Below are 22,557 nucleotides of genomic sequence, written 5' to 3'. Positions count from 1 at the left end.
GCCGACGCGGGCCTCGGGGGCCGGCGCCGTTCCCTCCCCAGAGCCGGCTCGGCATCCTCGAAGCGCATCCGCCGCGACGATCGGGCGTCGAGCGGGGATGGCGTCGGAGTCGCGACGAGTCGCGACCGCTTCCAGTCTCGGCGAAGAACACCGATATCTCGGTATTCGTTGACCGGGGAAAAGGAAAGGGCCCGGGATAAGTCCCGAGCCCTTTCGCCGACGCGCGCGACGTCAGCGGTAGTTGATGAACTGCAGATCGATGTCGAGGTCGCTGCCCTTGAGGAGCGCGATCACGGCCTGGAGGTCGTCGCGGCTCTTGGACTGCACACGCAGCTCGTCGCCCTGGATCTGACTCTTCACGCCCTTGGGCCCCTCGTCGCGGATGATCTTGCCGATCTTCTTCGCGTTCTCCGACGAGATGCCGTCCTTCAGGCTCGACACGATGCGGAACTCCTTGCCGCTGGCGAAGGGCTCGCCCGAGTCGAGGCTCTTCAGCGAGATGCCGCGCTTGATGAGCTTGGACTGGAACACGTCGAGGACGGCGTTCGCGCGCTCCTCGGTGTTCGCGGTGATGAGGATCTGCTCGCCGCTCCAGGCGATCGAAGCACCGGTCCCCTTGAAGTCGTAGCGCTGCTCCACCTCTTTGCGTGCCTGGTTCAGGGCGTTCTCGGCCTCCTGGCGATCCACTTTCGAGACGATGTCAAAGGAACTGTCAGCCATGCCTCAACTGTATCCGCGCGTGTCCGGAAAGTCCCGTGGGCTGCGAACTGCTCGGCGAAGCGTCGCCGGACCTCTATGAGGTCCTCGAACTCCGCTGGTTCTCGCGCGACGCGATCTCGACACTCGTGCGCCGCGAGTGGATCGACCGGGTGATCCACGACGCCTCCCGCAGCGTCGACCTATCCGACGGTCCGTGCTGGCCGCGCGGAGCGGGGTGGCGATGCCCGGAAACGGGCTCTTATGGAAGCGTTTCCACGGCGTCTCCGAGCAACTGCGCCGGTCACAGGTTGATATCAAGCCGCTTCTCGATTGTGATCGCCTTTCGAAACGATGCATACTGTAAGCGCTTGCAGTCTTGCAGGCGCTCAGCTCTGAGAGAGGCACACACCAATGAAGGTGAACAAGAGGGGCATGGTCGCCGCGGGCGCCATCGCCATCGTTTCGGCTCTGACGCTCGCCGGCTGCTCGACCGGATCGGGCGGCGACGACTCTTCCTCCGGTGGAGACAGCGGCGGCACGCTGACCGTCTGGGTCGACGCCGAGCGCGTCGATGCGCTGCAGGGCGCCGCGGACGCGTACCAGGAGAAGACCGGCGTCACGGTCAAGCTCGTGGGGAAGTCGGTCGACGACATGAAGGACGACTTCATCCAGCAGGTGCCGACCGGGAAGGGCCCGGACGTGGTCATGGGCGCTCACGATTGGCTCGGCGAGCTGTCGACCAACGGCGTCGTCGCGCCGATCGAGCTCGGCGACAGCGCAGAGGACTACCTCCCCGTCGCGCTCCAGGCGGCGACCTACGAGGGCACCGTCTACATGCTCCCGTACGCGGTCGAGAACATCGCCGTCCTGCGCAACGCCGACCTCGTCCCGGAGCCCGCGACGAGCTTCGACGACATGGTGTCGAAGGGCACGTTCGTCGTCGAGCAGGGCGCCGAGGGCAACCCGTACCACCTGTACCCGTTCCAGACCGCCTTCGGTGCTCCCGTCTTCGGCACCGACGACAGCGGCAGCTACGACCCGACCGACCTGCAGCTCGGCAGCCAGGGCGGCTTCGCCTTCGCCGACTGGCTGGGCGCCCAGGGCACGGCGGGCACGCTGAACACCGACATCGACGGCGAGATCGCCAAGCAGCAGTTCCTCGACGGCACCGCCGCCTTCTGGCTGACCGGGCCGTGGAACGTGGGCGCGGCCACGGACGCGGGCATCAACGTCGAGATCGACCCGATCCCGAGCCCGACGGGCGAGACGGCCTCGCCGTTCGCCGGCGTCAAGGGCTTCTTCGTGAGCGCCGAGTCGAAGAACAAGGTCGCCGCGAACGACTTCCTCGTCAACTACCTCGGCACGGAGGACGTACAGCTCGAGCTGTTCAAGGCCGGTAACGTCCTTCCGGCTCTGACCGCTGCGGCCGACACCGCGGCGTCCGACCCGATCATCGCGGGCTTCCAGGCCGTCGGCGCCGACGCGGTCCCCATGCCGGCCATCCCGGCGATGGGTGCGGTCTGGCAGTTCTGGGGCGTGGCCGAGGCGGCCATCATCAACGGCCAGGACCCGAAGGCGACGTGGCAGAAGCTCGTCGACGACGTGACCGCCGCGATCAAGTAACGGCCGACAAGATGACGACCCTGCCGGGGGGGGCCGCCTGGCCCCCCCCGGCAGGACCATGACGAGGACGACATGACAGACACCGAAGAGCGCATCGCGCCCCCCACGCCTCGCCAGCGACAGGCGGCCACGATCGCCGAGGCGGCCTCCCGGCCGATCGGGTGGATGCTGCTGAAGATCCTGCTGCTCGCGATCGTCGACGCGATCGCGGTGTACGCGGCGTTCGTGCTCCTCGCCCAGCGCGAATGGCTCGTGCTCGGCCTCGTCGCCGCCGTGACCGTCGTCGTCAACTACATCTACTTCTCCCGCAAGCGGATCGCCGCGAAGTACCTCACGCCGGGGATCATCTTCCTCGTCCTCTTCCAGGTCTTCACGCTCCTCTACACGGGCTACATCGGCTTCACGAACTACGGCACGGGCCACAACGGGAGCAAGGAGCAGGCGATCTCGTCCCTGCTCGCCTCCGCGCAGGAGCGCGTCGAGGACTCGCCGACCTACCCGGTCACGGTGGTCGAGCAGTTCGGTACGTACGGGCTCCTCGTCACCGATCCCGAGGACGGCGATGCGCTCCTCGGCACGGCGGAGCAGCCGCTCGCCGAGGTCGACGCGGAGTTCGACGGCGGCAAGGCCGTCGCGGTGGACGGCTGGACCACTCTGCCTCTCGCCACGGTCTTCACCCTGTCGGAAGAGCTGGAGCAGCTCTCCGTCCCCTTCAGCGACGACCCGAATGAAGGCAGCCTCCGGGCCCCCGACGGGCAGAATGGCTACCTCTACGTCTCGACGCTGGCGTACGACGCCGATGCCGACACCATCACGGACACCGCCACCGGAACGGTCTACAGCGACACCGGCGACGGAGCCTTCACCGCCGAGGACGGCGAGCAGCTGCTGCCGGGCTGGCAGACGACGGTCGGTCTCGACAACTTCGTCCGCGCCGTGACCGACGAGTCCATCCGCGGCCCGCTCATCTCCGTCACCGTGTGGACCTTCGTCTTCGCGCTCGTCTCCGTCGCGACGACGTTTTTCCTCGGACTGCTGCTGGCGCTCGTGTTCAACAACACGCGGATGCGGTTCCGCAACGGTTACCGGATCATCCTCATCCTCCCGTACGCCTTCCCCGCGTTCCTGTCGGCGCTCGTGTGGGCGGGGATGATGAACGAGAGCTTCGGGTTCATCAACCAGGTGCTGTTCGGCGGTGCGGCGATCCCGTGGCTCACCGACCCTGTGCTGGCGAAGGTGTCGGTGCTGCTCGTGAACCTCTGGCTCGGCTTCCCGTACATGTTCCTCGTGTGCATGGGGGCGCTGCAGGGCATCCCGGACGACGTGAACGAGGCCGCCGTCATGGACGGCGCCAACGCCTGGCAGATCTTCCGCCGGATCAAGCTGCCGCTGCTGCTGGTGACCGTGGCGCCGCTGCTGATCTCGTCCTTCGCGTTCAACTTCAACAACTTCAACCTCATCTACATGCTGACCAAGGGCGGCCCGCGCTTCAGCGACGTGTCGATCCCCGTCGGCCACACCGACATCCTCATCTCGATGGTCTACAAGGTGGCCTTCACCGGACAGACCCGCGACTACGGGCTCGCCTCCGCGTTCACGATCCTGATCTTCGTCGTGGTCGCGACGATCTCGATCATCAGCTTCCGCAAGACCAAGGCCCTCGAGGAGCTGAACTGACATGAGCACGGTCCACAGCACCGCCCCCGCCCGCCGCACGGCTCCGCCCCGTCGCTCCTTCGGCGCCTGGTTCGCCGACACCGGCTGGCGGCACCTCGTCGCAATCGTCGTGAGCGCGTTCGCCCTCTTCCCGCTCCTGTACGTCGTGTCGGCCTCCCTCAACCCGCAGGGCACCCTCACCGGGTCGAACCAGCTCTTCTCGGCCATCGGGATCGACAGCTACGTGCGCATTCTCAGCGACCCGCAGAATCCCTACGGGACGTGGTTCCTGAACACGCTGCTCATCGCGGTCGTGACGGGTGCGGTCACCGTCTTCATCGGAGCCTGTGCCGCCTATGCCTTCTCCCGCATGCGTTTCGCGGGCCGCCGCGTGGGGCTCGTCACCATCGTCGTGGTGCAGATGTTCCCGCAGCTGCTCGCCGTGGTCGCGATCTTCCTGCTGATGTCGACGCTGGGGGACTGGTTCCCGGCGATCGGCCTCAACACGCACACCGGCCTGATCCTCGTCTACCTCGGGGGAGCGCTCGGCGTGAACACGTACCTCATGTACGGGTTCTTCAACACGATCCCGAAGGAGATCGACGAGGCCGCCCGCATCGACGGCGCCGGACACGCCCGGATCTTCTTCACGATCATCCTGCGCTTGGTGGCCCCGATCCTCGCCGTCGTGGGACTGCTGTCCTTCATCGGCACGGTGAACGAGTACGTGATCGCCAGCGTCATGCTCGTCGACGTGGATCAGCAGACCCTCGTCGTCGGTCTGACCAAGCTCGTGGCGAACCCGCGGTACGCCGACTGGTCGGCCTTCTCTGCCGGCGCCGTCATGGCGGCGATCCCGGTCATGGTGCTGTTCCTCTTCCTCCAGAAGTACATCGTGGGCGGACTGACGGCGGGGGCGACCAAGGGCTGATCCCACCGCTCTGGCACTAGCGTGCCTCACATGCTACCTTGTGACGCATGACAGCGGACGTCGGTGCTCAGATGCGCAAGGGCGTGGTCGAGTACTGCGTGCTCGGCCTGCTCGCCCGCGAGCCGATGTACGGCTGGCAGTTGTCGGATGCACTCACCGACGCCGGGCTGATCGCCAGCATCGGCACGCTCTACCCGCTGCTCGGGCGGCTGCGCGACAACGGCTGGGTGACGACGTTCGACCGGCCGTCGGAGAGTGGGCCGGTGCGGAAGTACTACCGGCTGACCGACGCCGGTGTCGACCAGCTCGCGCGCTTCCGGGCGCAGTGGGCACCGTTCGCCCGTGCCGTCACGGGCATGGTGGGGGAAGGATGACCATGACCGACAAGACCGCAGCCGCACTGCGAGACGACTACCTGGCCCGGCTCGACGAGGCGATGCGCGGGCTTCCGCACGGCGTCGCCTCCGACATCCGCGGTGGGATCGCGGAGGAGCTCGACGGACTCGATGCGGAGGCGACCGCGGAGCGGATCGACCGGCTGGGGGATCCCCGCGGGATCGCCCGTGAGGCGGAAGACGAGGTGCCGACGGCGCCGCCCGCCGTGTTCCCCGCGCCTGCCCCCGCGCCCTCGGCTCCGCGCACGCCGACGACCGCGACGCGGGGCTTCGCGATCGCGGCCGCGCTCACCCTGAGCTTCGGCGGGATCGTGGTGCCGGTCGTCGGCTGGTTCGTGGGCGCGGTGCTCGTGAGTCTCAGCGCGCTGTGGCGGACCTGGGAGAAGGCGCTCGCGATCCTCGTGCCCTTCGTCGTCACGGGGATGTCCTTCCTCGTCGTCTCGACCATGACCGGCTTCACGACCGGGTCGGCCTCCGGCAGCTCCACGAGCGGCGAGGTGCCTCCGGGCGCGAACCCGCTCCTGCCGAGCTTCGGCGAATGGCACCTCCTCATCCTCCTCGGCTTCCTCCTGGTGCCGGCTTCCGGCCTGTGGCTGTTGTGGCGGATGCGCGGGCGCGGTCTCCGCTGAGGCCGTCGCGTCGCGCTGACCGCATCGTCGCACGGCGTTGCTCCCGTCCCACGGCGGGACCCCGTCCTACGGTGGAGTCATGGCACGGGTGGGGGGACGCAACCTCGGGATGAGCTGGGTCGCCGGCATCGTGTGCGCCGCGATCGTCGGTGCCCTCATCTGGCTCTCTCTGCCGATGCTGCCGGTCCTGGCACAGTTCGCCGGCGACGCCCTCCGCAACGCCTTCCCGTGAAGGGCGCGCGCGTCGGGACGCACCCGAATGGCGACACGTCGGCACGCCTCCGGAAGCGCCGGGACGCGCAGCGGTAACCTCGCACTGCACATCCCCGATGAGAGGCGCATCCCATGAGTGATCCCGAGGCTCGTCAGCCCGAGAAGCCGAACGACGTCGACGACGTCGTCGACAGCGCGAACGCCGGTCTCGACGCCGCAGCGGCGGCCCGCGGAGATGTCCCCGGCCACGCCGACGACACGCGTGCGGACGGCGTGAACACCGACGCCGCCCCGTCCGGCGAGGCCGCCGCAGATCCGGCCGTCACGCGTCAGGAGCCCGCCGTCGATCCCGACCTCGCCGCCTTCGAGGCCGCCGAGCGGGAGCACCCCGGCACCTTCGGGTCCACGGTCCCGACGCCTTCGCGTACCGAGAACGACCGGTTCACCGCCGACCGCCGAGACGCCGATCTCCGCGACGCCGACCGTCGCGATGCGACCCCCGAGACGTCGCTGTACGCGACGCCGGAGACGTCGCTGTACGCGACGCCGACCACCCCCGCACACGAGGAGTCGGCCATGGCGGGTGCGGCGTACGCCTCGCACGCCGACGACACCGAGACCCGCATCGTGCCGTCCGAGCCGCTCGCGAACGGTTCGGCCGCCCCGCAGCAGCCGCAGCCCATCTTCGTCCAGGCGCCGGAGCCGCCCCGCGAACGCGGAAACCGTGGCACGGCCGGAGCGATCGGTCTGCTCGCGACCGTCGCGTTCGCCCTGCTCTATCTCGCCACCACGCTCGGCCTCGGTGCCCTCGCCGGCGACGTCAACGGGGAGAACATCGGCGAGGCGCTTGTCGCCCCGCTGCTCACCTGGGGTTTCTGGACTCCGGTTGTCGTGTTCTTCCTCGGCTTCTGGCTCCTCGGCGCGATCATCAACCGCGGCCGATGGGGGCTGTGGGTGGTCTTCGGCATCATCGTGGGCTTGATCGCGTACGCCGGGCACATCCTGGGACAGCTCTTCGAGGCGCCGTTCTGGAAGCTCACCGCATCCCAGGGCCTCGAACTCGCGGGGGAGCAGCTCCTGGCACCGCTGGCCATCGCCGCCTTCGTCTTCGCCCGCGAGCTCACGATCTGGTTCGGCGCCTGGGTGGCCCGCAGCGGTGCCCGCAAGACTGAGCTGAACGAGGAGGCGCAGCGCGAGTACGAGCGCACCCTCGAGGCCGGTCCCACGCTTTCGAGGTAATCACGAACACCACCACGCCGAACCCCCGCGGGCCCGAGTCCGCGGGGGTTTCGGCTGTCCTCGCTGCGGTGATGGCCACCATCGGCTTCTTCGCCCTCGCCGTCTTCGGTCTCGGGGCGCTGAGTGTCGCCACCGACCGCGACATCATCGGCGTGCCGGGCCTGGGGCAGGTGCCCGGTGTGTCCGGCATGGCCGCGGCCGTCGTCGTGTTCGCCCTCGTCCTGTGGGCGACGGTACGACGTGGCCACGCCTCCTTCGGCTCCGCGCCGGTGATCGCGCTGCTCACGGCTCTCGTGCACCTGGTCATCGTCTGGATCGCAACGCTCACGGCGACGGGCGACCTGGTCGTGGCCACGGCCGTCGCCGGAGACCTCGTCCGCGGCGGAGCGAGCCTCGTGCTCCTGGCCGCTGCGGCGGTGGCGGCATGGGGCGGTATCGCGCTCCGCAGGACGCGATCCGCACGGCCGCGTTGGCCCTGGGAGCGTGACGACGGGGAGTGACACCCGGGAAATCCGCTCCGTGAGCGGCGCCGCGCCGTACGCTGGTGGGGTGGAGCGCTCGTTGGAGACGCAGGTCGACCAGGCCGTCGAGGCCTGGCTGCGCTGGGTGCCGCGCTGGGAGCCGGCGACCCACCGTGGCCGGACCGCGCCCTGCCGCCGCTGTCTCGGCTCGCCCATCCTCGCGGCGGCCGGGATCGCCGGCACCACACCGCACGGCGTGCAGCACGGTCTCTCGACGCGGATCAAGACCATCGTCGACCACGCCGTCGCCGAGTACACGGCACGGAACCTGCCGACGCTCCAGCGTGAGCTCGATCAGCAGGCGGCTCGCAACCGCGCGCGCAGCTACCGTCCGACGGAGGACCTCGATCCCGAGTTCGAGGGCATGCCGCTGGACCCGGAGCCCGTGCCCGGCGCGCCGTTCCTCTTCACGATCGCCGGCCTCGCCGACGACTCGGCGGCCGAGCTCCCGCCCCTGCCGCCGCTGTCCGAGGAGGCCAAGACGGCGCTGCGGCAGGAGGTGGCCCTCGCGGACGAGTACGCGAACCTCGTGGGGCGGGAGATCTGCGGGATGCTGCTGCGGCACCGCATCGCGATCCAGGCTGCGGTGTCCCGGCACGTCGAGCCCCAGATCGAAGCCCTCCTCGCCGAACTCACGGAGTCGCTGGACTCTCCGTTCGACCCCGACATCCCCTGACGCCGCGCGGTTCGACGGCGTGGCCGACATTTGACCGTCAGGTTACGCGGCATTACACTTGATCAGGTGTGTGCACGTCCTGACGTGTGCGCTGGGCGTCGGCACCTCGCCGGTCCGCCCCCACGGCATACCCACCACACCAAAAGCTCGTCGGTTCCGGCGTGCCGGTGGGTCATGATGTGAAACCCATCACGCTGTCACCGTGCAGCACTATGAGGAGAGAACGTGCCAACCATTCAGCAGTTGGTTCGCAAGGGTCGCTCGCCCAAGGTCTCGAAGACCAAGGCGCCCGCGCTCAAGTCGAACCCGCAGCAGGCCGGGGTCTGCACCCGCGTCTACACCACCACCCCGAAGAAGCCGAACTCGGCGATGCGCAAGGTCGCTCGTGTGAAGCTCCGCAACGGGACCGAGGTCACCGCGTACATCCCCGGTGAGGGCCACAACCTGCAGGAGCACTCCCTCGTGCTCGTCCGCGGCGGTCGTGTTAAGGACCTCCCCGGTGTGCGTTACAAGATCGTCCGTGGCGCCCTGGACACCCAGGCCGTCAAGAACCGTAAGCAGGCTCGTTCCCGCTACGGCGCGAAGAAGGGTTGAGTTAGATGCCTCGTAAGGGTCCCGCCCCCAAGCGCCCCGTCGTCAACGACCCGGTCTACGGCGCTCCGATCGTCACCTCGCTGGTGAACAAGATCCTCGTCGACGGCAAGAAGTCGCTGGCCGAGTCGATCGTCTACGGCGCCCTCCGCGGCGTCGAGGCGAAGAACGGCCAGGACGCCGTCGCCACCCTGAAGAAGGCGCTCGACAACGTGCGCCCCACGCTCGAGGTCCGCAGCCGCCGCGTCGGTGGCTCGACCTACCAGGTTCCGGTCGAGGTCAAGCCGCACCGCGCGAACACGCTCGCGCTGCGCTGGCTCGTGAGCTACGCGAAGGGTCGTCGTGAGAAGACGATGACCGAGCGTCTCCAGAACGAGATCCTGGACGCGTCGAACGGCCTCGGTGCCGCGGTCAAGCGCCGTGAGGACACCCACAAGATGGCCGAGTCGAACCGCGCGTTCGCTCACTACCGCTGGTAACCCCTTCGACGGGCTCAGGGACCGCTCCGCGTTCCTGGGCCCGTCGCACCCCCTCTTCGCAGTACGACTGCTCCAAAAGATAAGGACACTCCTGTGGCACAAGACGTGCTCACGGACCTGAGCAAGGTCCGCAACATCGGCATCATGGCGCACATCGATGCCGGCAAGACCACGACGACCGAGCGCATCCTGTTCTACACGGGCGTCAACCACAAGCTCGGCGAGACGCACGACGGCGCCTCGACCACCGACTGGATGGAGCAGGAGAAGGAGCGCGGCATCACGATCACGTCTGCCGCCGTGACCTGCTTCTGGAACAAGAACCAGATCAACATCATCGACACCCCCGGTCACGTCGACTTCACGGTCGAGGTGGAGCGCTCGCTCCGCGTCCTCGACGGCGCGGTCGCCGTGTTCGACGGCAAGGAGGGCGTCGAGCCCCAGTCCGAGACCGTGTGGCGTCAGGCCGACAAGTACAACGTTCCCCGCATCTGCTTCGTCAACAAGATGGACAAGCTCGGCGCGGACTTCTACTTCACGGTCGACACGATCATCAACCGCCTCGGCGCCAAGCCGCTGGTGCTGCAGCTCCCGATCGGTGCCGAGAACGACTTCGTCGGCGTCATCGACCTCGTCGAGATGCGCGCTCTGGTGTGGCCCGGCGATGCCAAGGGTGACGTGACCATGGGTGCCTCCTACGAGGTGCAGGAGATCCCGGCCGACCTCAAGGACAAGGCCGAGGACTACCGCCAGCAGCTGCTCGAGACGGTCGCCGAGTCGGACGAGGAGCTTCTCGAGAAGTTCTTCGGCGGCGAGGAGCTCACCGTCGCGGAGATCAAGGGCGCCATCCGCAAGATGGTCGTCGCCAGCGAGATCTACCCGGTCCTCTGTGGCTCCGCGTTCAAGAACCGTGGCGTGCAGCCCATGCTGGACGCCGTCGTCGACTACCTGCCGTCCCCGCTGGACGTGCCCGCCATCGAGGCGCACGACCCGAAGGACGAGGAGAAGATCATCGAGCGTCACCCCGACGCGAAGGACCCGTTCGCGGCTCTGGCCTTCAAGGTCGCCGTGCACCCGTTCTTCGGTCGTCTGACGTACGTGCGCGTCTACTCGGGCGAGCTCGAGTCGGGTGCCCAGGTCATCAACTCGACCAAGGGCAAGAAGGAGCGCATCGGGAAGATCTTCCAGATGCACGCCAACAAGGAGAACCCGGTCGACAAGCTGACCGCCGGCAACATCTATGCGGTCATCGGTCTGAAGGACACCACCACCGGTGACACCCTCGCCGACATCGCGCAGCCGGTCGTCCTCGAGTCGATGACGTTCCCGGAGCCGGTGATCGAGGTCGCCATCGAGCCGAAGACCAAGGCCGACCAGGAGAAGCTGGGTCTCGCGATCCAGAAGCTCGCTGAGGAGGACCCGACCTTCCGCACCGAGCTCAACCCCGAGACCGGTCAGACGACCATCAAGGGCATGGGCGAGCTGCACCTCGACATCCTCGTGGACCGCATGAAGCGCGAGTTCCGCGTCGAGGCGAACGTCGGCAAGCCGCAGGTGGCGTACCGCGAGACGATCCGCAAGGCCGTCGAGAAGCACGACTACACGCACAAGAAGCAGACCGGTGGGTCGGGCCAGTTCGCCAAGATCCAGTTCAACATCGAGCCGCTCGAGCTCGACGGCGAGAAGACGTACGAGTTCGTGAACGCGGTCACCGGTGGCCGTATCCCGCGCGAGTACATCGGATCGATCGATGCCGGTTTCCAGGACGCGATGAATGTCGGCGTCCTCGCGGGCTACCCGATGGTGGGCGTCAAGGCGACCATCGTCGACGGTGCGGCGCACGACGTCGACTCCTCGGAGATGGCGTTCAAGATCGCGGGCTCCATGGGCTTCAAGGAGGCCGCTCGCCGCGCCAACCCCGTGCTGCTCGAGCCGCTGATGGCCGTCGAGGTCCGTACTCCGGAGGAGTACATGGGTGACGTCATCGGCGACCTGAACTCGCGTCGTGGCCAGATCCAGTCGATGGAGGACGCCGCCGGCGTCAAGGTGGTCCGTGCCGCGGTGCCGCTGTCCGAGATGTTCGGCTACATCGGCGACCTGCGCTCGAAGACCTCCGGCCGTGCCGTCTACTCGATGGAGTTCGACAGCTACGCCGAGGTCCCGCGCGCGGTGGCCGACGAGATCGTCCAGAAGGCCAAGGGCGAGTAACACTTCTGGGAACCCCGGGGTGCTGAGCCTGTCGAGGCACCCGGGGTTCCCAGGTCACCTACAACTTCACATTCCCTCTCTACTAAACTGAGAACCTAACCAGTAGAGAACCGGTCGCAAACCAGTGCCCGGCACCTCTACAACGACGTCCTGAGGAGGACCCAGTGGCTAAGGCCAAGTTCGAGCGGACCAAGCCGCACGTCAACATCGGAACGATCGGTCACGTCGACCACGGCAAGACCACGCTCTCCGCAGCGATCTCGAAGGTGCTTGCTGACAAGTACCCGTCCGACACGAACGTGCAGCGTGACTTCGCTTCCATCGACTCGGCGCCGGAAGAGCGCCAGCGCGGTATCACGATCAACATCTCGCACATCGAGTACGAGACCCCGAAGCGCCACTACGCCCACGTTGACGCCCCCGGCCACGCCGACTACGTCAAGAACATGATCACGGGTGCGGCGCAGATGGACGGCGCGATCCTCGTCGTCGCGGCCACCGACGGCCCGATGGCGCAGACGCGCGAGCACGTGCTGCTCGCCAAGCAGGTCGGCGTTCCCTACCTGCTCGTCGCGCTGAACAAGTCCGACGCGGTCGACGACGAGGAGATCCTGGAGCTCGTCGAGCTCGAGGTCCGCGAGCTGCTCTCGAGCCAGGGCTTCGACGGCGACAACGCTCCCGTCGTCCGTGTCTCCGCTCTCAAGGCCCTCGAGGGCGACGAGAAGTGGGTCGACGCGATCCTCGAGCTGATGCAGGCTGTCGACGACAGCGTTCCGGACCCGGAGCGTGACCGTGACAAGCCGTTCCTCATGCCCGTCGAGGACGTCTTCACGATCACCGGTCGTGGCACCGTCGTCACGGGTCGCGCCGAGCGTGGCACGCTGGCCATCAACTCCGAGGTCGAGATCGTGGGTCTGCGCCCGACGCAGAAGACGACCGTCACCGGTATCGAGATGTTCCACAAGCAGCTCGACGAGGCCTGGGCCGGCGAGAACTGTGGTCTGCTCCTCCGCGGCACGAAGCGCGAGGACGTGGAGCGCGGCCAGGTCATCGTGAAGCCGGGTTCGGTCACGCCGCACACCGACTTCGAGGGCACGGCCTACATCCTGTCCAAGGACGAGGGTGGCCGCCACAACCCCTTCTACACGAACTACCGTCCGCAGTTCTACTTCCGCACCACGGACGTCACCGGCGTCATCACGCTGCCCGAGGGCACCGAGATGGTCATGCCCGGCGACACCACCGACATGACGGTCGAGCTGATCCAGCCGATCGCCATGGAGGAGGGCCTCGGCTTCGCCATCCGTGAGGGTGGCCGTACGGTCGGCGCCGGTACGGTGACGAAGATCATCAAGTAAGCATCCGCTTCCTCGCAGAGGGGTCGAGCCTTCGGGCTCGGCCCCTCTGTCGTTTTCCGGCGTGACGGTTCCGTCGCTCGCGTTCTCCCGGCACAATGAGGGTGTCCGACGAGATCGTCGGGTGTGCACACCTCCGAAGGGGATTCACATGGGTATCGAGGACGCCGTCAACAAGGGCAAGGACCTCTACGAGCAGAACAAGGACAAGCTGGCCGAGGCGGTCAAGAGCGAGCAGGCAGAGGACGTCAGCGACAAGGTGCTCGACGGCGTCGCCGACTTCGCGAAGAAGATCGCGCCCGGAGCGGCGGACAAGATCGACGAGATCCGCGCTCAGGCCGACAAGGCCGTCGGCAACGAGTAGGGCCCCGCGACTCCGCGGTGAGCGGCGGCTCCCCTTGCCGGGGCCGCCGCTTCTCCGTGGACGGGGGAGGGCGGGTGCACCGCGCCCTCGGATGTGGCGCATTCGCGCTTGCATCGAGTAGGATCATCTCGACCGCCTGGGGATCTTGCGGTCGGGGATGCCGAAGGGGTTCGGCTCCCGAATCACGCGGTACATCCGCGTTCGGAAACTGGGGAAAGCGATCTTGGGGATCATCGTGCGACGCGCGCACTCCGTGCGCCTGAGCGTCTCCCCGCCTGCGCGGCGGGATCTCCGCCGCGCCCTCGGTCGAGGCGTCCGGCGTCCCTTCACGCCGGATTCCTCGCGTTCGGTGTGCCCCCTCGCACTGAACGCCCTCCCCAAGCGGGGCGAGGCATGGGGATGCCTCGCCCCGCGCTCCACCGCCGTCTGAGTGCCCCGGGGAGCGAGGACGCTGAGAGTCCGGTGAGCGCGACACGCCCGGGTTTGCGGAAGTGAAATCCGCCGTGGCAGAATAGACAGGTTCGATATTCCGTCGCCGCTGTGCGTGCGCCGGATCACTGCCAGGGCAGTGCATAGACGGCGTCTCCTCCGGGAGGCTGCAGGGTTCTAGGCCGCGGGCAGCAGAACACAATCCCGACACCTTCATCATCGAGGGCACTGCCGTGCGCGGCGGGAGTCGGGCATCCGTCCGCCTCCGGGTGTGCGGCTGACAGCAGAACAGTGGTGCAGCCTCTTCGACAGGCTCCGAGACCGCCAGGTCGGGGAGTCCGAGAAGACGAGTGCCGAGGCGTGAACAGCGCCGACGTGCGTCCAATGCCCCAGGGCCACCCGGTCCAGGACGGTAAGACGCTGAAAGAGAGAGAGCAGACAATGGCGGGACAGAAGATCCGCATTCGCCTGAAGTCGTATGACCACGAGGTCATCGACACGTCCGCACGCAAGATCGTCGACACCGTGACCCGTGCGGGCGCGACCGTCGTCGGCCCCGTGCCCCTTCCGACCGAGAAGAACGTCGTGTGCGTCATCCGGTCGCCCCACAAGTACAAGGACAGCCGCGAGCACTTCGAGATGCGCACCCACAAGCGCCTGATCGACATCGTCGACCCGACGCCCAAGGCCGTCGACTCGCTGATGCGTCTCGACCTGCCGGCCGACGTCAACATCGAGATCAAGCTCTGAGGTTCGACATGGCTGACATCAACTCCAAGGTTTCCAAGGGCATGCTCGGCACCAAGCTCGGCATGACCCAGGTCTGGAACGAGAACGGCAAGCTCGTTCCCGTCACCGTCATCGAGCTCGCGCCGAACGTGGTCACCCAGATCCGTACCCCCGAGAAGGACGGCTACAACGCCGTGCAGATCGCGTACGGCCAGATCGACCCGCGCAAGGTGAACAAGCCCCTCTCGGCACACTTCGAGGCCGCCGGCGTCACGCCGCGTCGCCACGTGACCGAGATCCGCACGGCCGACGCCGCCGACTACACGCTGGGCCAGGAGCTCACGGTGGACGGCACGTTCGAGGCCGGGCAGCTCGTCGACGTCGTCGGCACGAGCAAGGGCAAGGGCACCGCCGGTGTCATGAAGCGCCACAACTTCAAGGGCGTCTCGGCATCGCACGGTGCGCACCGCAACCACCGCAAGCCCGGTTCGATCGGCGCATCGTCGACCCCGAGCCGCGTCTTCAAGGGCATGCGCATGGCCGGCCGTATGGGTGGCGAGCGCGTGACCGTCCTCAACCTCACGGTGCACGCCATCGACATCGAGAAGGGACTCATGCTCGTCAAGGGCGCCGTCCCCGGTGCTCGCGGCCGCATCGTCTACGTCCGCAACGCAGTGAAGGGTGCCTGATCATGGCTGACTCCACTCTCGCGCTCGACGTCCTCACGGCAGACGGCAAGAAGGCAGGCTCCGTCGAGCTTCCCGCCGCTCTGTTCGACGTCAAGACGAACATCCCGCTCATCCACCAGGTCGTCGTCGCGCAGCTCGCAGCGGCTCGCCAGGGCACGCACTCGACCAAGCGTCGTGGCGAGGTCTCGGGTGCCGGCCGCAAGCCCTTCAAGCAGAAGGGCACGGGTAACGCCCGTCAGGGCTCGATCCGCGCGCCGCACATGACCGGCGGTGGCATCGTCCACGGCCCGAAGCCGCGCGACTACTCGCAGCGCACCCCCAAGAAGATGATCGCGGCCGCCCTGCTGGGCGCGCTCAGCGACCGCTTCCGCGGTGACCGTCTGCACGCGATCGACACCTTCGGCACCGACGGCGCGCCGTCGACCAAGGCCGCCGCGGGCTTCCTCGCCCAGGTCGCGACGTCGAAGAACGTCCTCGTGGTCATCGAGCGCGGTGACGAGCTCGCGCTCAAGAGCATCCGCAACCTCGGCCACGTTCACGTGCTGACGTACGACCAGCTCAACGCCTACGACGTGCTCGTCTCCGACGACATCGTCTTCACCCAGGCCGCGCTCGAGGGCTTCATCGCCTCCAAGTCCGGCGCCAACCAGGAGGTCTCCGCATGAGCGAGCAGGCATCTGTTCTCCAGACGGCCCTGAACAAGGACCCGCGCGACATCATCCTGAAGCCGGTCGTGTCCGAGAAGAGCTACGGCCTGATCGACGAGGGCAAGTACACGTTCCTCGTCGACCCGCGCGCTTCGAAGACCGAGATCAAGCTCGCCATCGAGAAGATCTTCGGCGTCAAGGTCGCGTCCGTCAACACGATCAACCGCGTCGGCAAGGCCCGTCGCACCCGCTTCGGCACCGGTAAGCGCAAGGACACCAAGCGCGCCATCGTGAGCCTGAAGTCGGGCACCATCGACATCTTCACGGCAATCGGCTGATCCGGGGGATAAGGACAATCATGGCTATTCGCAAGTACAAGCCCACGACCCCGGGCCGTCGCGGCTCGTCGGTGGCTGACTTCGCCGAGATCACCCGATCGACGCCGGAGAAGTCGCTGCTGCGCCCGATCTCGAAGACCGGTGGTCGCAACAACCAGGGCCGCATCACGACCCGTCACATCGGTGGTGGCCACAAGCGCCAGTACCGCGTCATCGACTTCCGTCGCAATGACAAGGACGGCGTGAACGCCAAGGTCGCTCACATCGAGTACGACCCCAACCGCACCGCGCGCATCGCGCTGCTGCACTACTTCGACGGCGAGAAGCGCTACATCCTCGCGCCGGCGAAGCTGAAGCAGGGCGACATCGTCGAGTCGGGCCCCGCGGCGGACATCAAGCCGGGGAACAACCTCCCGCTGAAGAACATCCCCACGGGTACCGTCATCCACGCCATCGAGCTCCGCCCGGGCGGCGGCGCGAAGATGGCGCGCTCGGCCGGTGCGTCGGTCCGCCTCGTCGCCAAGGACGGCCCCTACGCCCAGCTGCGTCTGCCCTCGGGTGAGATCCGCAACGTCGATGCGCGCTGCCGCGCGACCATCGGCGAGGTCGGCAACGCCGAGCAGTCGAACATCAACTGGGGCAAGGCCGGCCGCATGCGCTGGAAGGGCGTCCGCCCGACCGTCCGCGGTGTCGCGATGAACCCGGTCGACCACCCGCACGGTGGTGGTGAGGGCAAGACGTCCGGTGGACGTCACCCCGTCTCCCCGTGGGGTCAGGCCGAGGGCCGCACCCGCCACGCCAACAAGGAAAGCGACAAGTACATCGTGCGTCGTCGCAACGCCGGCAAGAAGCGCAAGTAGGAGTAAGAGAAGATGCCTCGCAGTCTCAAGAAGGGCCCCTTCGTCGACGAGCACCTGCTTCGCAAGGTGGTCGTGCAGAACGAAGCCGGCACGAAGAACGTCATCAAGACCTGGTCCCGCCGGTCCATGATCATCCCGGCGATGCTGGGTCACACGATCGCGGTCCACGACGGTCGCAAGCACATCCCCGTGTTTGTCTCCGAGACCATGGTCGGTCACAAGCTGGGCGAGTTCGCGCCCACCCGCACCTTCCGCGGCCACGAGAAGGACGACAAGAAGGGCCGTCGCCGCTGACGCGGCGGCGATAGAGGAGAGAGAAATGGTGGAGTCCATCGCACGCGTGCGACACATCCGCGTGACCCCTCAGAAGGCTCGTCGTGTCGTCGCGCTCATCAAGGGCAAGCAGGCCCAGGAGGCTCTGGCGATCCTGAAGTTCGCTCAGCAGTCCGCCAGTGAGCCGATCTACAAGCTTGTCGCGTCGGCCATGGCCAACGCGCAGGTCAAGGCGGATCGTGACGGCGAGTACCTCGACGAGCAGGACCTGTACGTGAAGAACGCGTACGTGGACGAGGGCACGACGCTCAAGCGTTTCCAGCCCCGTGCACAGGGTCGCGCTTTCCAGATCAAGAAGCGCACGAGCCACATCACGGTCGTGCTCTCGACGCCGGAGGCGGCTCCCGCCGCGGCCGGCGACAGCAACAAGAAGGCGAGCAAGTAATGGGACAGAAGGTCAACCCGTACGGCTTCCGCCTCGGCATCACCACGGACCACGTGTCGCGCTGGTTCTCCGACTCGACGAAGCCGGGTCAGCGTTACGCCGACTACGTGGCCGAGGACATCAAGATCCGTCGTCTGCTGCAGACGCAGCTCGACCGTGCCGGCGTCTCGAACATCGAGATCGAGCGCACCCGTGACCGCGTCCGCGTCGACATCCACACCGCCCGCCCGGGCATCGTGATCGGTCGTCGTGGCGCCGAGGCCGAGCGCATCCGTGGCGACCTCGAGAAGCTCACGGGCAAGCAGATCCAGCTGAACATCCTCGAGGTCAAGAACCCCGAGGCCGACGCTCAGCTGGTCGCCCAGGGCATCGCCGAGCAGCTCTCGGCTCGCGTGGCGTTCCGTCGCGCGATGCGCAAGGGTCTGCAGGGTGCACAGCGCGCCGGCGCCAAGGGCATCCGCATCCAGGTCTCGGGCCGTCTCGGCGGCGCCGAGATGAGCCGGTCGGAGTTCTACCGCGAGGGTCGTGTGCCGCTGCACACGCTCCGCGCGAACATCGACTACGGCTTCTACGAGGCCAAGACCACCTTCGGCCGCATCGGCGTGAAGGTGTGGATCTACAAGGGCGACCTCACCGCCAAGGAGCTCGCGCGCGAGCAGGCCAACGCGCCGAAGTCGCGCCGCGACGACCGTGGTGACCGCCGCCGTGCCCCGCGCAACGAGGCACCTGTTGCAGAAGGAGCGTCGGCATAATGCTCATCCCCCGTAAGGTCAAGTACCGCAAGCAGCACCACCCGGGGCGCTCGGGTCAGGCCACCGGCGGCACGAAGGTCTCCTTCGGCGAGTTCGGCATCCAGGCCCTGACCCCCGCGTACGTGACGAACCGTCAGATCGAGTCCGCTCGTATCGCGATGACCCGTCACATCAAGCGTGGCGGCAAGGTGTGGATCAACATCTACCCGGACCGTCCGCTCACGAAGAAGCCGGCCGAGACCCGCATGGGTTCCGGTAAGGGTTCCCCCGAGTGGTGGGTCGCCAACGTCAAGCCGGGCCGCGTCCTCTTCGAGGTCGCGGGTGTCGACGAGCAGCTCGCTCGCGAGGCACTGACCCGTGCAATCCACAAGCTGCCGCTCAAGGCACGCATCATCAAGCGCGAGGAGGGCGACGCGTAATGGCGATCGGCACCAAGGAGCTCGCTCCGGCAGAGCTCGACACGTTCGAAGACCAGCGCCTCGTTGAGGAGCTGCGCAAGGCCAAGGAGGAGCTGTTCAACCTCCGTTTCCAGTCGGCCACCGGCCAGCTGGAGAGCCACGGCCGCATCCGCGCCGTCAAGCGCGACATCGCGCGCCTCTACACGGTGATCCGCGAGCGCGAGCTGGGCATCCGTGCGACGCCCGCTCCGGTCGAGGCTCCCGCGAAGAAGGCGACCAAGTCGAAGGCGAAGAAGGCGGACGCCGCCGAGGACGCCCCGAAGGAAGAGGCTGAGTGATGGCCACCAAGAAGGAAGCCGCCGTCGAGGCTGAGCACGCCGCTCACGACGTGCGCGACGCCGACGCCCGCGGGTACCGCAAGGCCCGTCGTGGCTATGTCGTCAGCGACAAGATGGACAAGACGATCGTCGTCGAGGTCGAGGACCGCGTGAAGCACCCGCTTTACGGCAAGGTCATCCGCCGGACGTCGAAGGTCAAGGCGCACGATGAGGCGAACTCCGCCGGCATCGGCGACCTGGTCCTGATCAACGAGACCCGCCCGCTGAGCGCCACGAAGCGCTGGCGTCTGGTGGAGATTCTGGAGAAGGCCAAGTGATTCAGCAGGAGTCCCGTCTCAAGGTCGCCGACAACACCGGCGCCAAGGAGCTGCTCACGATCCGTGTCCTCGGGGGCTCGCGCCGCCGCTACGCCGGTCTGGGCGACACCATCGTCGCGACCGTCAAGGACGCGATCCCCGGTGGCAACGTCAAGAAGGGCGACGTCGTCAAGGCGGTCATCGTCCGCACCAAGAAGGAGACCCGTCGTCCCGACGGCTCCTACATCAAGTTCGACGAGAACGCCGCCGTCATCCTGAAGAACGACGGGGAGCCCCGCGGCACCCGTATCTTCGGGCCGGTCGGCCGTGAGCTTCGTGACAAGAAGTTCATGAAGATCGTCTCGCTGGCACCGGAGGTCATCTGATCATGGCGAAGATCAAGAAGGGCGACCTGGTTCAGGTCATCTCGGGCGCCAAGCCCGAGCGTGGTGGCGACCGCGGCAAGCAGGGCAAGGTCCTCGACGTCCTCGTCGAGCAGAACCGTGTCGTCGTCGAAGGCGTCAACTACGTCACCAAGCACACGCGCGTCGGTCAGACGCAGCGTGGCACGAAGACGGGTGGCCTCGAGACCGTCGAGGCGCCCATCCACATCTCGAACGTCGCACTCGTCGACCCCTCGACCAAGAAGCCGACCAAGGTCGGCCACCGGGTCGAGGAGCAGACCAAGGACGGCGTGAAGCGCACCGTCCGCGTGCGCTTCGCGAAGAAGAGCGGTAAGGACCTCTGATGGCAACGACCGACGCTGCGGTGGCTGGCAAGATCCAGCCCCGCCTGAAGGCGAAGTACAACGCCGAGATCAAGAAGGCTCTGCAGGACGAGTTCGGCTACGAGAACGTCATGCAGATCCCCGGCCTGGTCAAGGTCGTCGTGAACACCGGTGTCGGCGAGGCTGCTCGCGACAGCAAGGTGATCGATGGGGCGGTCGACGACCTCACCAAGATCACCGGCCAGAAGCCGATCGTCACCAAGGCCCGCAAGTCCATCGCGCAGTTCAAGCTGCGTGAGGGCCAGGCCATCGGCGCGCACGTCACCCTCCGCGGCGACCGTGCGTGGGAGTTCGTGGACCGCCTGGTCTCGCTCGCCCTGCCCCGCATCCGCGACTTCCGCGGTCTGTCGGCCAAGCAGTTCGACGGCAACGGCAACTACACCTTCGGTCTCCAGGAGCAGAGCGTGTTCCACGAGATCGACCAGGACAAGATCGACCGCGTCCGCGGTTTCGACATCACCGTCGTGACCTCGGCGAAGACGGACGACGAGGGCCGGGCGCTGCTCCGTCACCTCGGCTTCCCGTTCCGCGCGGACGACGCCCAGGCGTGACCCTTCGACGGGCTCAGTGGTCTCGTGTCACTGAGCCCGTCGATGTGCACGTACAATTGAAGATTGCGTGCTCATCGCAGGCCGTCTGTCGTGTAACGGCAGCCGGAACCTCATGAACGAAAGTAGACAACAATGACAATGACAGACCCGGTCGCAGACATGCTGACCCGTCTGCGCAACGCGAACTCGGCGCACCACGACACCGTGACGCTGCCGTCGAGCAAGCTGAAGACGCACATCGCAGAGATCCTCCAGCAGGAGGGCTACATCGCGGGTTGGGAGACCTCCGACGCGCGCGTGGGCAAGAACCTCACGCTGACGCTGAAGTACGGTCCGAACCGCGAGCGTTCGATCGCGGGCATCAAGCGCGTGTCGAAGCCCGGCCTCCGCGTGTACGCGAAGTCGACCGAGATCCCCACGGTCCTCGGCGGCCTCGGCGTGGCCATCCTGTCCACCTCCTCCGGTCTCCTCACGGACCGCCAGGCTGAGCAGAAGGGCGTGGGCGGAGAAGTTCTCGCCTACGTGTGGTAATCCGAAATGTCGCGTATTGGACGACTTCCCATCGACGTTCCCGCGGGCGTGACCGTTTCGGTCGACGGCCGTGAGGTCGCGGTGAAGGGCCCCAAGGGTGAGCTCACCCTCACGGTGGCCAGCCCCATCGAGGTCACGGTCGAGGAGAACCAGGTTCTCGTCACCCGCCCCGACGACGAGCGCGAGTCCCGGTCGCTGCACGGCCTGACCCGCACGCTCATCAACAACAACATCATCGGCGTGACCCAGGGCTACACCAAGGGTCTCGAGGTCGTCGGCACCGGTTACCGCGTGCAGCAGAAGGGGAGCTCGGTCGAGTTCGCCCTCGGCTTCTCGCACCCGGTCCTGGTCGACCCGCCCGCCGGCATCACGCTCACGGTCGAGGGCACGAACAAGCTCACCGTCAGCGGCATCGACAAGCAGGCCGTCGGCGAGGCGGCTGCGAACATCCGCAAGATCCGCAAGCCCGAGCCGTACAAGGGCAAGGGTGTGCGCTACGCCGGCGAGGTCGTGCGTCGCAAGGCCGGAAAGGCTGGTAAGTAACCATGGCTGTGAAGTCGAAGTCCGACGCCCGCGCGCGTCGTCACGCCCGTCTTCGCAAGAAGATCGTGGGCACCGAGGTGCGTCCGCGCCTCGTCGTCAACCGTTCGGCGCGTCACGTCTTCGTGCAGCTCGTCGACGACAGCAAGGGCCACACGGTCGCCTCGGCCTCGACGCTCGAGACCGACCTGCGTTCGCTGGATGGCGACAAGACCGCCAAGGCCCGCAAGGTCGGCGAGCTCCTCGCCGAGCGTGCGAAGGCCGCAGGCGTTTCCGAGGCAGTGTTCGACCGTGGCGGCAACCGCTACGCGGGTCGTGTCGCCGCCATCGCCGACGGCGCCCGTGAAGGGGGTCTGGCACTGTGAGTGACAACAA

32 protein-coding genes are annotated in these 22,557 nt (G+C 67.1%); 31 read left to right on the top strand and 1 reads right to left on the bottom strand.

Annotation, left to right across the window (positions count from 1 at the left end; all coding sequences use genetic code 11):
• Positions 1–231 precede the first annotated feature (231 nt).
• On the bottom strand, positions 232–720 hold the full coding sequence (locus FY549_RS01245) for a YajQ family cyclic di-GMP-binding protein (RefSeq protein WP_149083467.1): 489 nt from the start codon (positions 718–720) through the stop codon (positions 232–234).
• Positions 721–1,110: 390 nt separating this feature from the next.
• Here FY549_RS01245 and FY549_RS01240 point away from each other — a divergent pair, with 390 nt between their 5' ends.
• The 31 genes from FY549_RS01240 (at position 1,111) to rplR (ending at position 22,547) form a co-directional block, all read left to right on the top strand.
• The gene (locus tag FY549_RS01240) at positions 1,111–2,322 is read left to right on the top strand and encodes a maltose ABC transporter substrate-binding protein (RefSeq protein ID WP_149083466.1); all 1,212 of its coding nucleotides are present in this window, start codon (positions 1,111–1,113) and stop codon (positions 2,320–2,322) included.
• Between the two features lie 72 nt (positions 2,323–2,394).
• Positions 2,395–3,999: an ABC transporter permease subunit gene (locus FY549_RS01235; RefSeq protein ID WP_149083465.1), complete on the top strand. Its 1,605-nt coding sequence runs from the start codon at positions 2,395–2,397 to the stop codon at positions 3,997–3,999.
• Between the two features lies 1 nt (position 4,000).
• Entirely contained in the window at positions 4,001–4,909 is a 909-nt protein-coding gene (locus FY549_RS01230) for a sugar ABC transporter permease (RefSeq protein WP_149083464.1), read from the top strand.
• A 47-nt stretch (positions 4,910–4,956) separates the two neighbouring features.
• On the top strand, positions 4,957–5,283 hold the full coding sequence (locus FY549_RS01225) for a PadR family transcriptional regulator (protein WP_149083463.1): 327 nt from the start codon (positions 4,957–4,959) through the stop codon (positions 5,281–5,283).
• Between the two features lie 2 nt (positions 5,284–5,285).
• A complete protein-coding gene (locus FY549_RS01220) occupies positions 5,286–5,933 on the top strand; it encodes an HAAS signaling domain-containing protein (protein WP_149083462.1) in 648 nt (215 codons plus the stop codon).
• 79 nt (positions 5,934–6,012) lie between these two features.
• Positions 6,013–6,165, top strand: coding sequence for a hypothetical protein (locus tag FY549_RS16395; protein WP_187614895.1), 153 nt, complete (start codon positions 6,013–6,015; stop codon positions 6,163–6,165).
• Between the two features lie 113 nt (positions 6,166–6,278).
• Complete coding sequence (locus FY549_RS01215; RefSeq protein ID WP_149083461.1) at positions 6,279–7,385, top strand: ABC transporter; 1,107 nt, start codon at positions 6,279–6,281, stop codon at positions 7,383–7,385.
• 71 nt (positions 7,386–7,456) lie between these two features.
• Positions 7,457–7,885, top strand: coding sequence for a hypothetical protein (locus tag FY549_RS01210; protein WP_259614187.1), 429 nt, complete (start codon positions 7,457–7,459; stop codon positions 7,883–7,885).
• Positions 7,886–7,934: 49 nt separating this feature from the next.
• Positions 7,935–8,582: a spermidine/putrescine ABC transporter substrate-binding protein gene (locus tag FY549_RS01205; protein ID WP_187614894.1), complete on the top strand. Its 648-nt coding sequence runs from the start codon at positions 7,935–7,937 to the stop codon at positions 8,580–8,582.
• Positions 8,583–8,807: 225 nt separating this feature from the next.
• Positions 8,808–9,176, top strand: a complete 369-nt coding sequence (gene rpsL, locus FY549_RS01200; protein WP_013584051.1) for a 30S ribosomal protein S12 — start codon at positions 8,808–8,810, stop codon at positions 9,174–9,176.
• A gap of 5 nt (positions 9,177–9,181) precedes the next feature.
• Complete coding sequence (gene rpsG / locus FY549_RS01195) at positions 9,182–9,652, top strand: 30S ribosomal protein S7 (RefSeq protein WP_017201608.1); 471 nt, start codon at positions 9,182–9,184, stop codon at positions 9,650–9,652.
• 93 nt (positions 9,653–9,745) lie between these two features.
• Positions 9,746–11,860, top strand: coding sequence for an elongation factor G (gene fusA, locus FY549_RS01190; protein WP_149083459.1), 2,115 nt, complete (start codon positions 9,746–9,748; stop codon positions 11,858–11,860).
• A gap of 164 nt (positions 11,861–12,024) precedes the next feature.
• On the top strand, positions 12,025–13,218 hold the full coding sequence (gene tuf, locus FY549_RS01185; protein ID WP_062632876.1) for an elongation factor Tu: 1,194 nt from the start codon (positions 12,025–12,027) through the stop codon (positions 13,216–13,218).
• A gap of 148 nt (positions 13,219–13,366) precedes the next feature.
• Positions 13,367–13,579, top strand: a complete 213-nt coding sequence (locus FY549_RS01180) for a hypothetical protein (protein ID WP_149083458.1) — start codon at positions 13,367–13,369, stop codon at positions 13,577–13,579.
• Positions 13,580–14,449: 870 nt separating this feature from the next.
• Positions 14,450–14,758 (top strand): 30S ribosomal protein S10, encoded by a 309-nt coding sequence (gene rpsJ, locus FY549_RS01175; protein WP_017201594.1) that lies wholly within the window; start codon positions 14,450–14,452, stop codon positions 14,756–14,758.
• Between the two features lie 8 nt (positions 14,759–14,766).
• Complete coding sequence (rplC, locus tag FY549_RS01170) at positions 14,767–15,426, top strand: 50S ribosomal protein L3 (protein WP_149083457.1); 660 nt, start codon at positions 14,767–14,769, stop codon at positions 15,424–15,426.
• A gap of 2 nt (positions 15,427–15,428) precedes the next feature.
• Complete coding sequence (gene rplD, locus FY549_RS01165) at positions 15,429–16,091, top strand: 50S ribosomal protein L4 (RefSeq protein WP_149083456.1); 663 nt, start codon at positions 15,429–15,431, stop codon at positions 16,089–16,091.
• Complete coding sequence (gene rplW, locus FY549_RS01160; protein ID WP_025102406.1) at positions 16,088–16,411, top strand: 50S ribosomal protein L23; 324 nt, start codon at positions 16,088–16,090, stop codon at positions 16,409–16,411. The genes rplD and rplW overlap by 4 nt, the downstream gene beginning before the upstream one ends.
• A gap of 20 nt (positions 16,412–16,431) precedes the next feature.
• Entirely contained in the window at positions 16,432–17,271 is an 840-nt protein-coding gene (gene rplB / locus FY549_RS01155) for a 50S ribosomal protein L2 (RefSeq protein WP_025102405.1), read from the top strand.
• A gap of 12 nt (positions 17,272–17,283) precedes the next feature.
• Positions 17,284–17,565 (top strand): 30S ribosomal protein S19, encoded by a 282-nt coding sequence (gene rpsS, locus FY549_RS01150; protein ID WP_017201589.1) that lies wholly within the window; start codon positions 17,284–17,286, stop codon positions 17,563–17,565.
• Between the two features lie 25 nt (positions 17,566–17,590).
• A complete protein-coding gene (gene rplV, locus FY549_RS01145) occupies positions 17,591–17,989 on the top strand; it encodes a 50S ribosomal protein L22 (RefSeq protein WP_025102404.1) in 399 nt (132 codons plus the stop codon).
• Positions 17,989–18,741, top strand: coding sequence for a 30S ribosomal protein S3 (gene rpsC, locus FY549_RS01140; RefSeq protein ID WP_025102403.1), 753 nt, complete (start codon positions 17,989–17,991; stop codon positions 18,739–18,741). The genes rplV and rpsC overlap by 1 nt, the downstream gene beginning before the upstream one ends.
• A complete protein-coding gene (rplP, locus tag FY549_RS01135; protein WP_025102402.1) occupies positions 18,741–19,160 on the top strand; it encodes a 50S ribosomal protein L16 in 420 nt (139 codons plus the stop codon). The genes rpsC and rplP overlap by 1 nt, the downstream gene beginning before the upstream one ends.
• The gene (gene rpmC / locus FY549_RS01130) at positions 19,160–19,477 is read left to right on the top strand and encodes a 50S ribosomal protein L29 (RefSeq protein WP_025102401.1); all 318 of its coding nucleotides are present in this window, start codon (positions 19,160–19,162) and stop codon (positions 19,475–19,477) included. Before rplP ends, rpmC begins: the two co-directional genes overlap by 1 nt.
• On the top strand, positions 19,477–19,794 hold the full coding sequence (gene rpsQ, locus FY549_RS01125; RefSeq protein WP_025102400.1) for a 30S ribosomal protein S17: 318 nt from the start codon (positions 19,477–19,479) through the stop codon (positions 19,792–19,794). The genes rpmC and rpsQ overlap by 1 nt, the downstream gene beginning before the upstream one ends.
• Positions 19,791–20,159 (top strand): 50S ribosomal protein L14, encoded by a 369-nt coding sequence (gene rplN / locus FY549_RS01120; protein WP_025102399.1) that lies wholly within the window; start codon positions 19,791–19,793, stop codon positions 20,157–20,159. The genes rpsQ and rplN overlap by 4 nt, the downstream gene beginning before the upstream one ends.
• Before the next feature lie 2 nt (positions 20,160–20,161).
• Positions 20,162–20,521 (top strand): 50S ribosomal protein L24, encoded by a 360-nt coding sequence (gene rplX, locus FY549_RS01115; protein ID WP_025102398.1) that lies wholly within the window; start codon positions 20,162–20,164, stop codon positions 20,519–20,521.
• A complete protein-coding gene (rplE, locus tag FY549_RS01110) occupies positions 20,521–21,111 on the top strand; it encodes a 50S ribosomal protein L5 (protein ID WP_025102397.1) in 591 nt (196 codons plus the stop codon). The genes rplX and rplE overlap by 1 nt, the downstream gene beginning before the upstream one ends.
• Positions 21,112–21,243: 132 nt before the next feature.
• A complete protein-coding gene (gene rpsH, locus FY549_RS01105) occupies positions 21,244–21,642 on the top strand; it encodes a 30S ribosomal protein S8 (RefSeq protein ID WP_025102396.1) in 399 nt (132 codons plus the stop codon).
• 6 nt (positions 21,643–21,648) lie between these two features.
• Positions 21,649–22,185, top strand: a complete 537-nt coding sequence (rplF, locus tag FY549_RS01100; RefSeq protein ID WP_149083455.1) for a 50S ribosomal protein L6 — start codon at positions 21,649–21,651, stop codon at positions 22,183–22,185.
• 2 nt (positions 22,186–22,187) lie between these two features.
• Positions 22,188–22,547, top strand: coding sequence for a 50S ribosomal protein L18 (rplR, locus tag FY549_RS01095; protein ID WP_025102394.1), 360 nt, complete (start codon positions 22,188–22,190; stop codon positions 22,545–22,547).
• The last annotated feature ends 10 nt before the right edge of the window (positions 22,548–22,557 follow it).

It is taken from the genome of Microbacterium sp. 1S1 (assembly GCF_008271365.1).
Lineage (GTDB): Bacteria > Actinomycetota > Actinomycetes > Actinomycetales > Microbacteriaceae > Microbacterium.
Note: the sequence above shows the minus strand (reverse complement) of the source record. Positions and strands in the feature narration are given on the sequence as shown.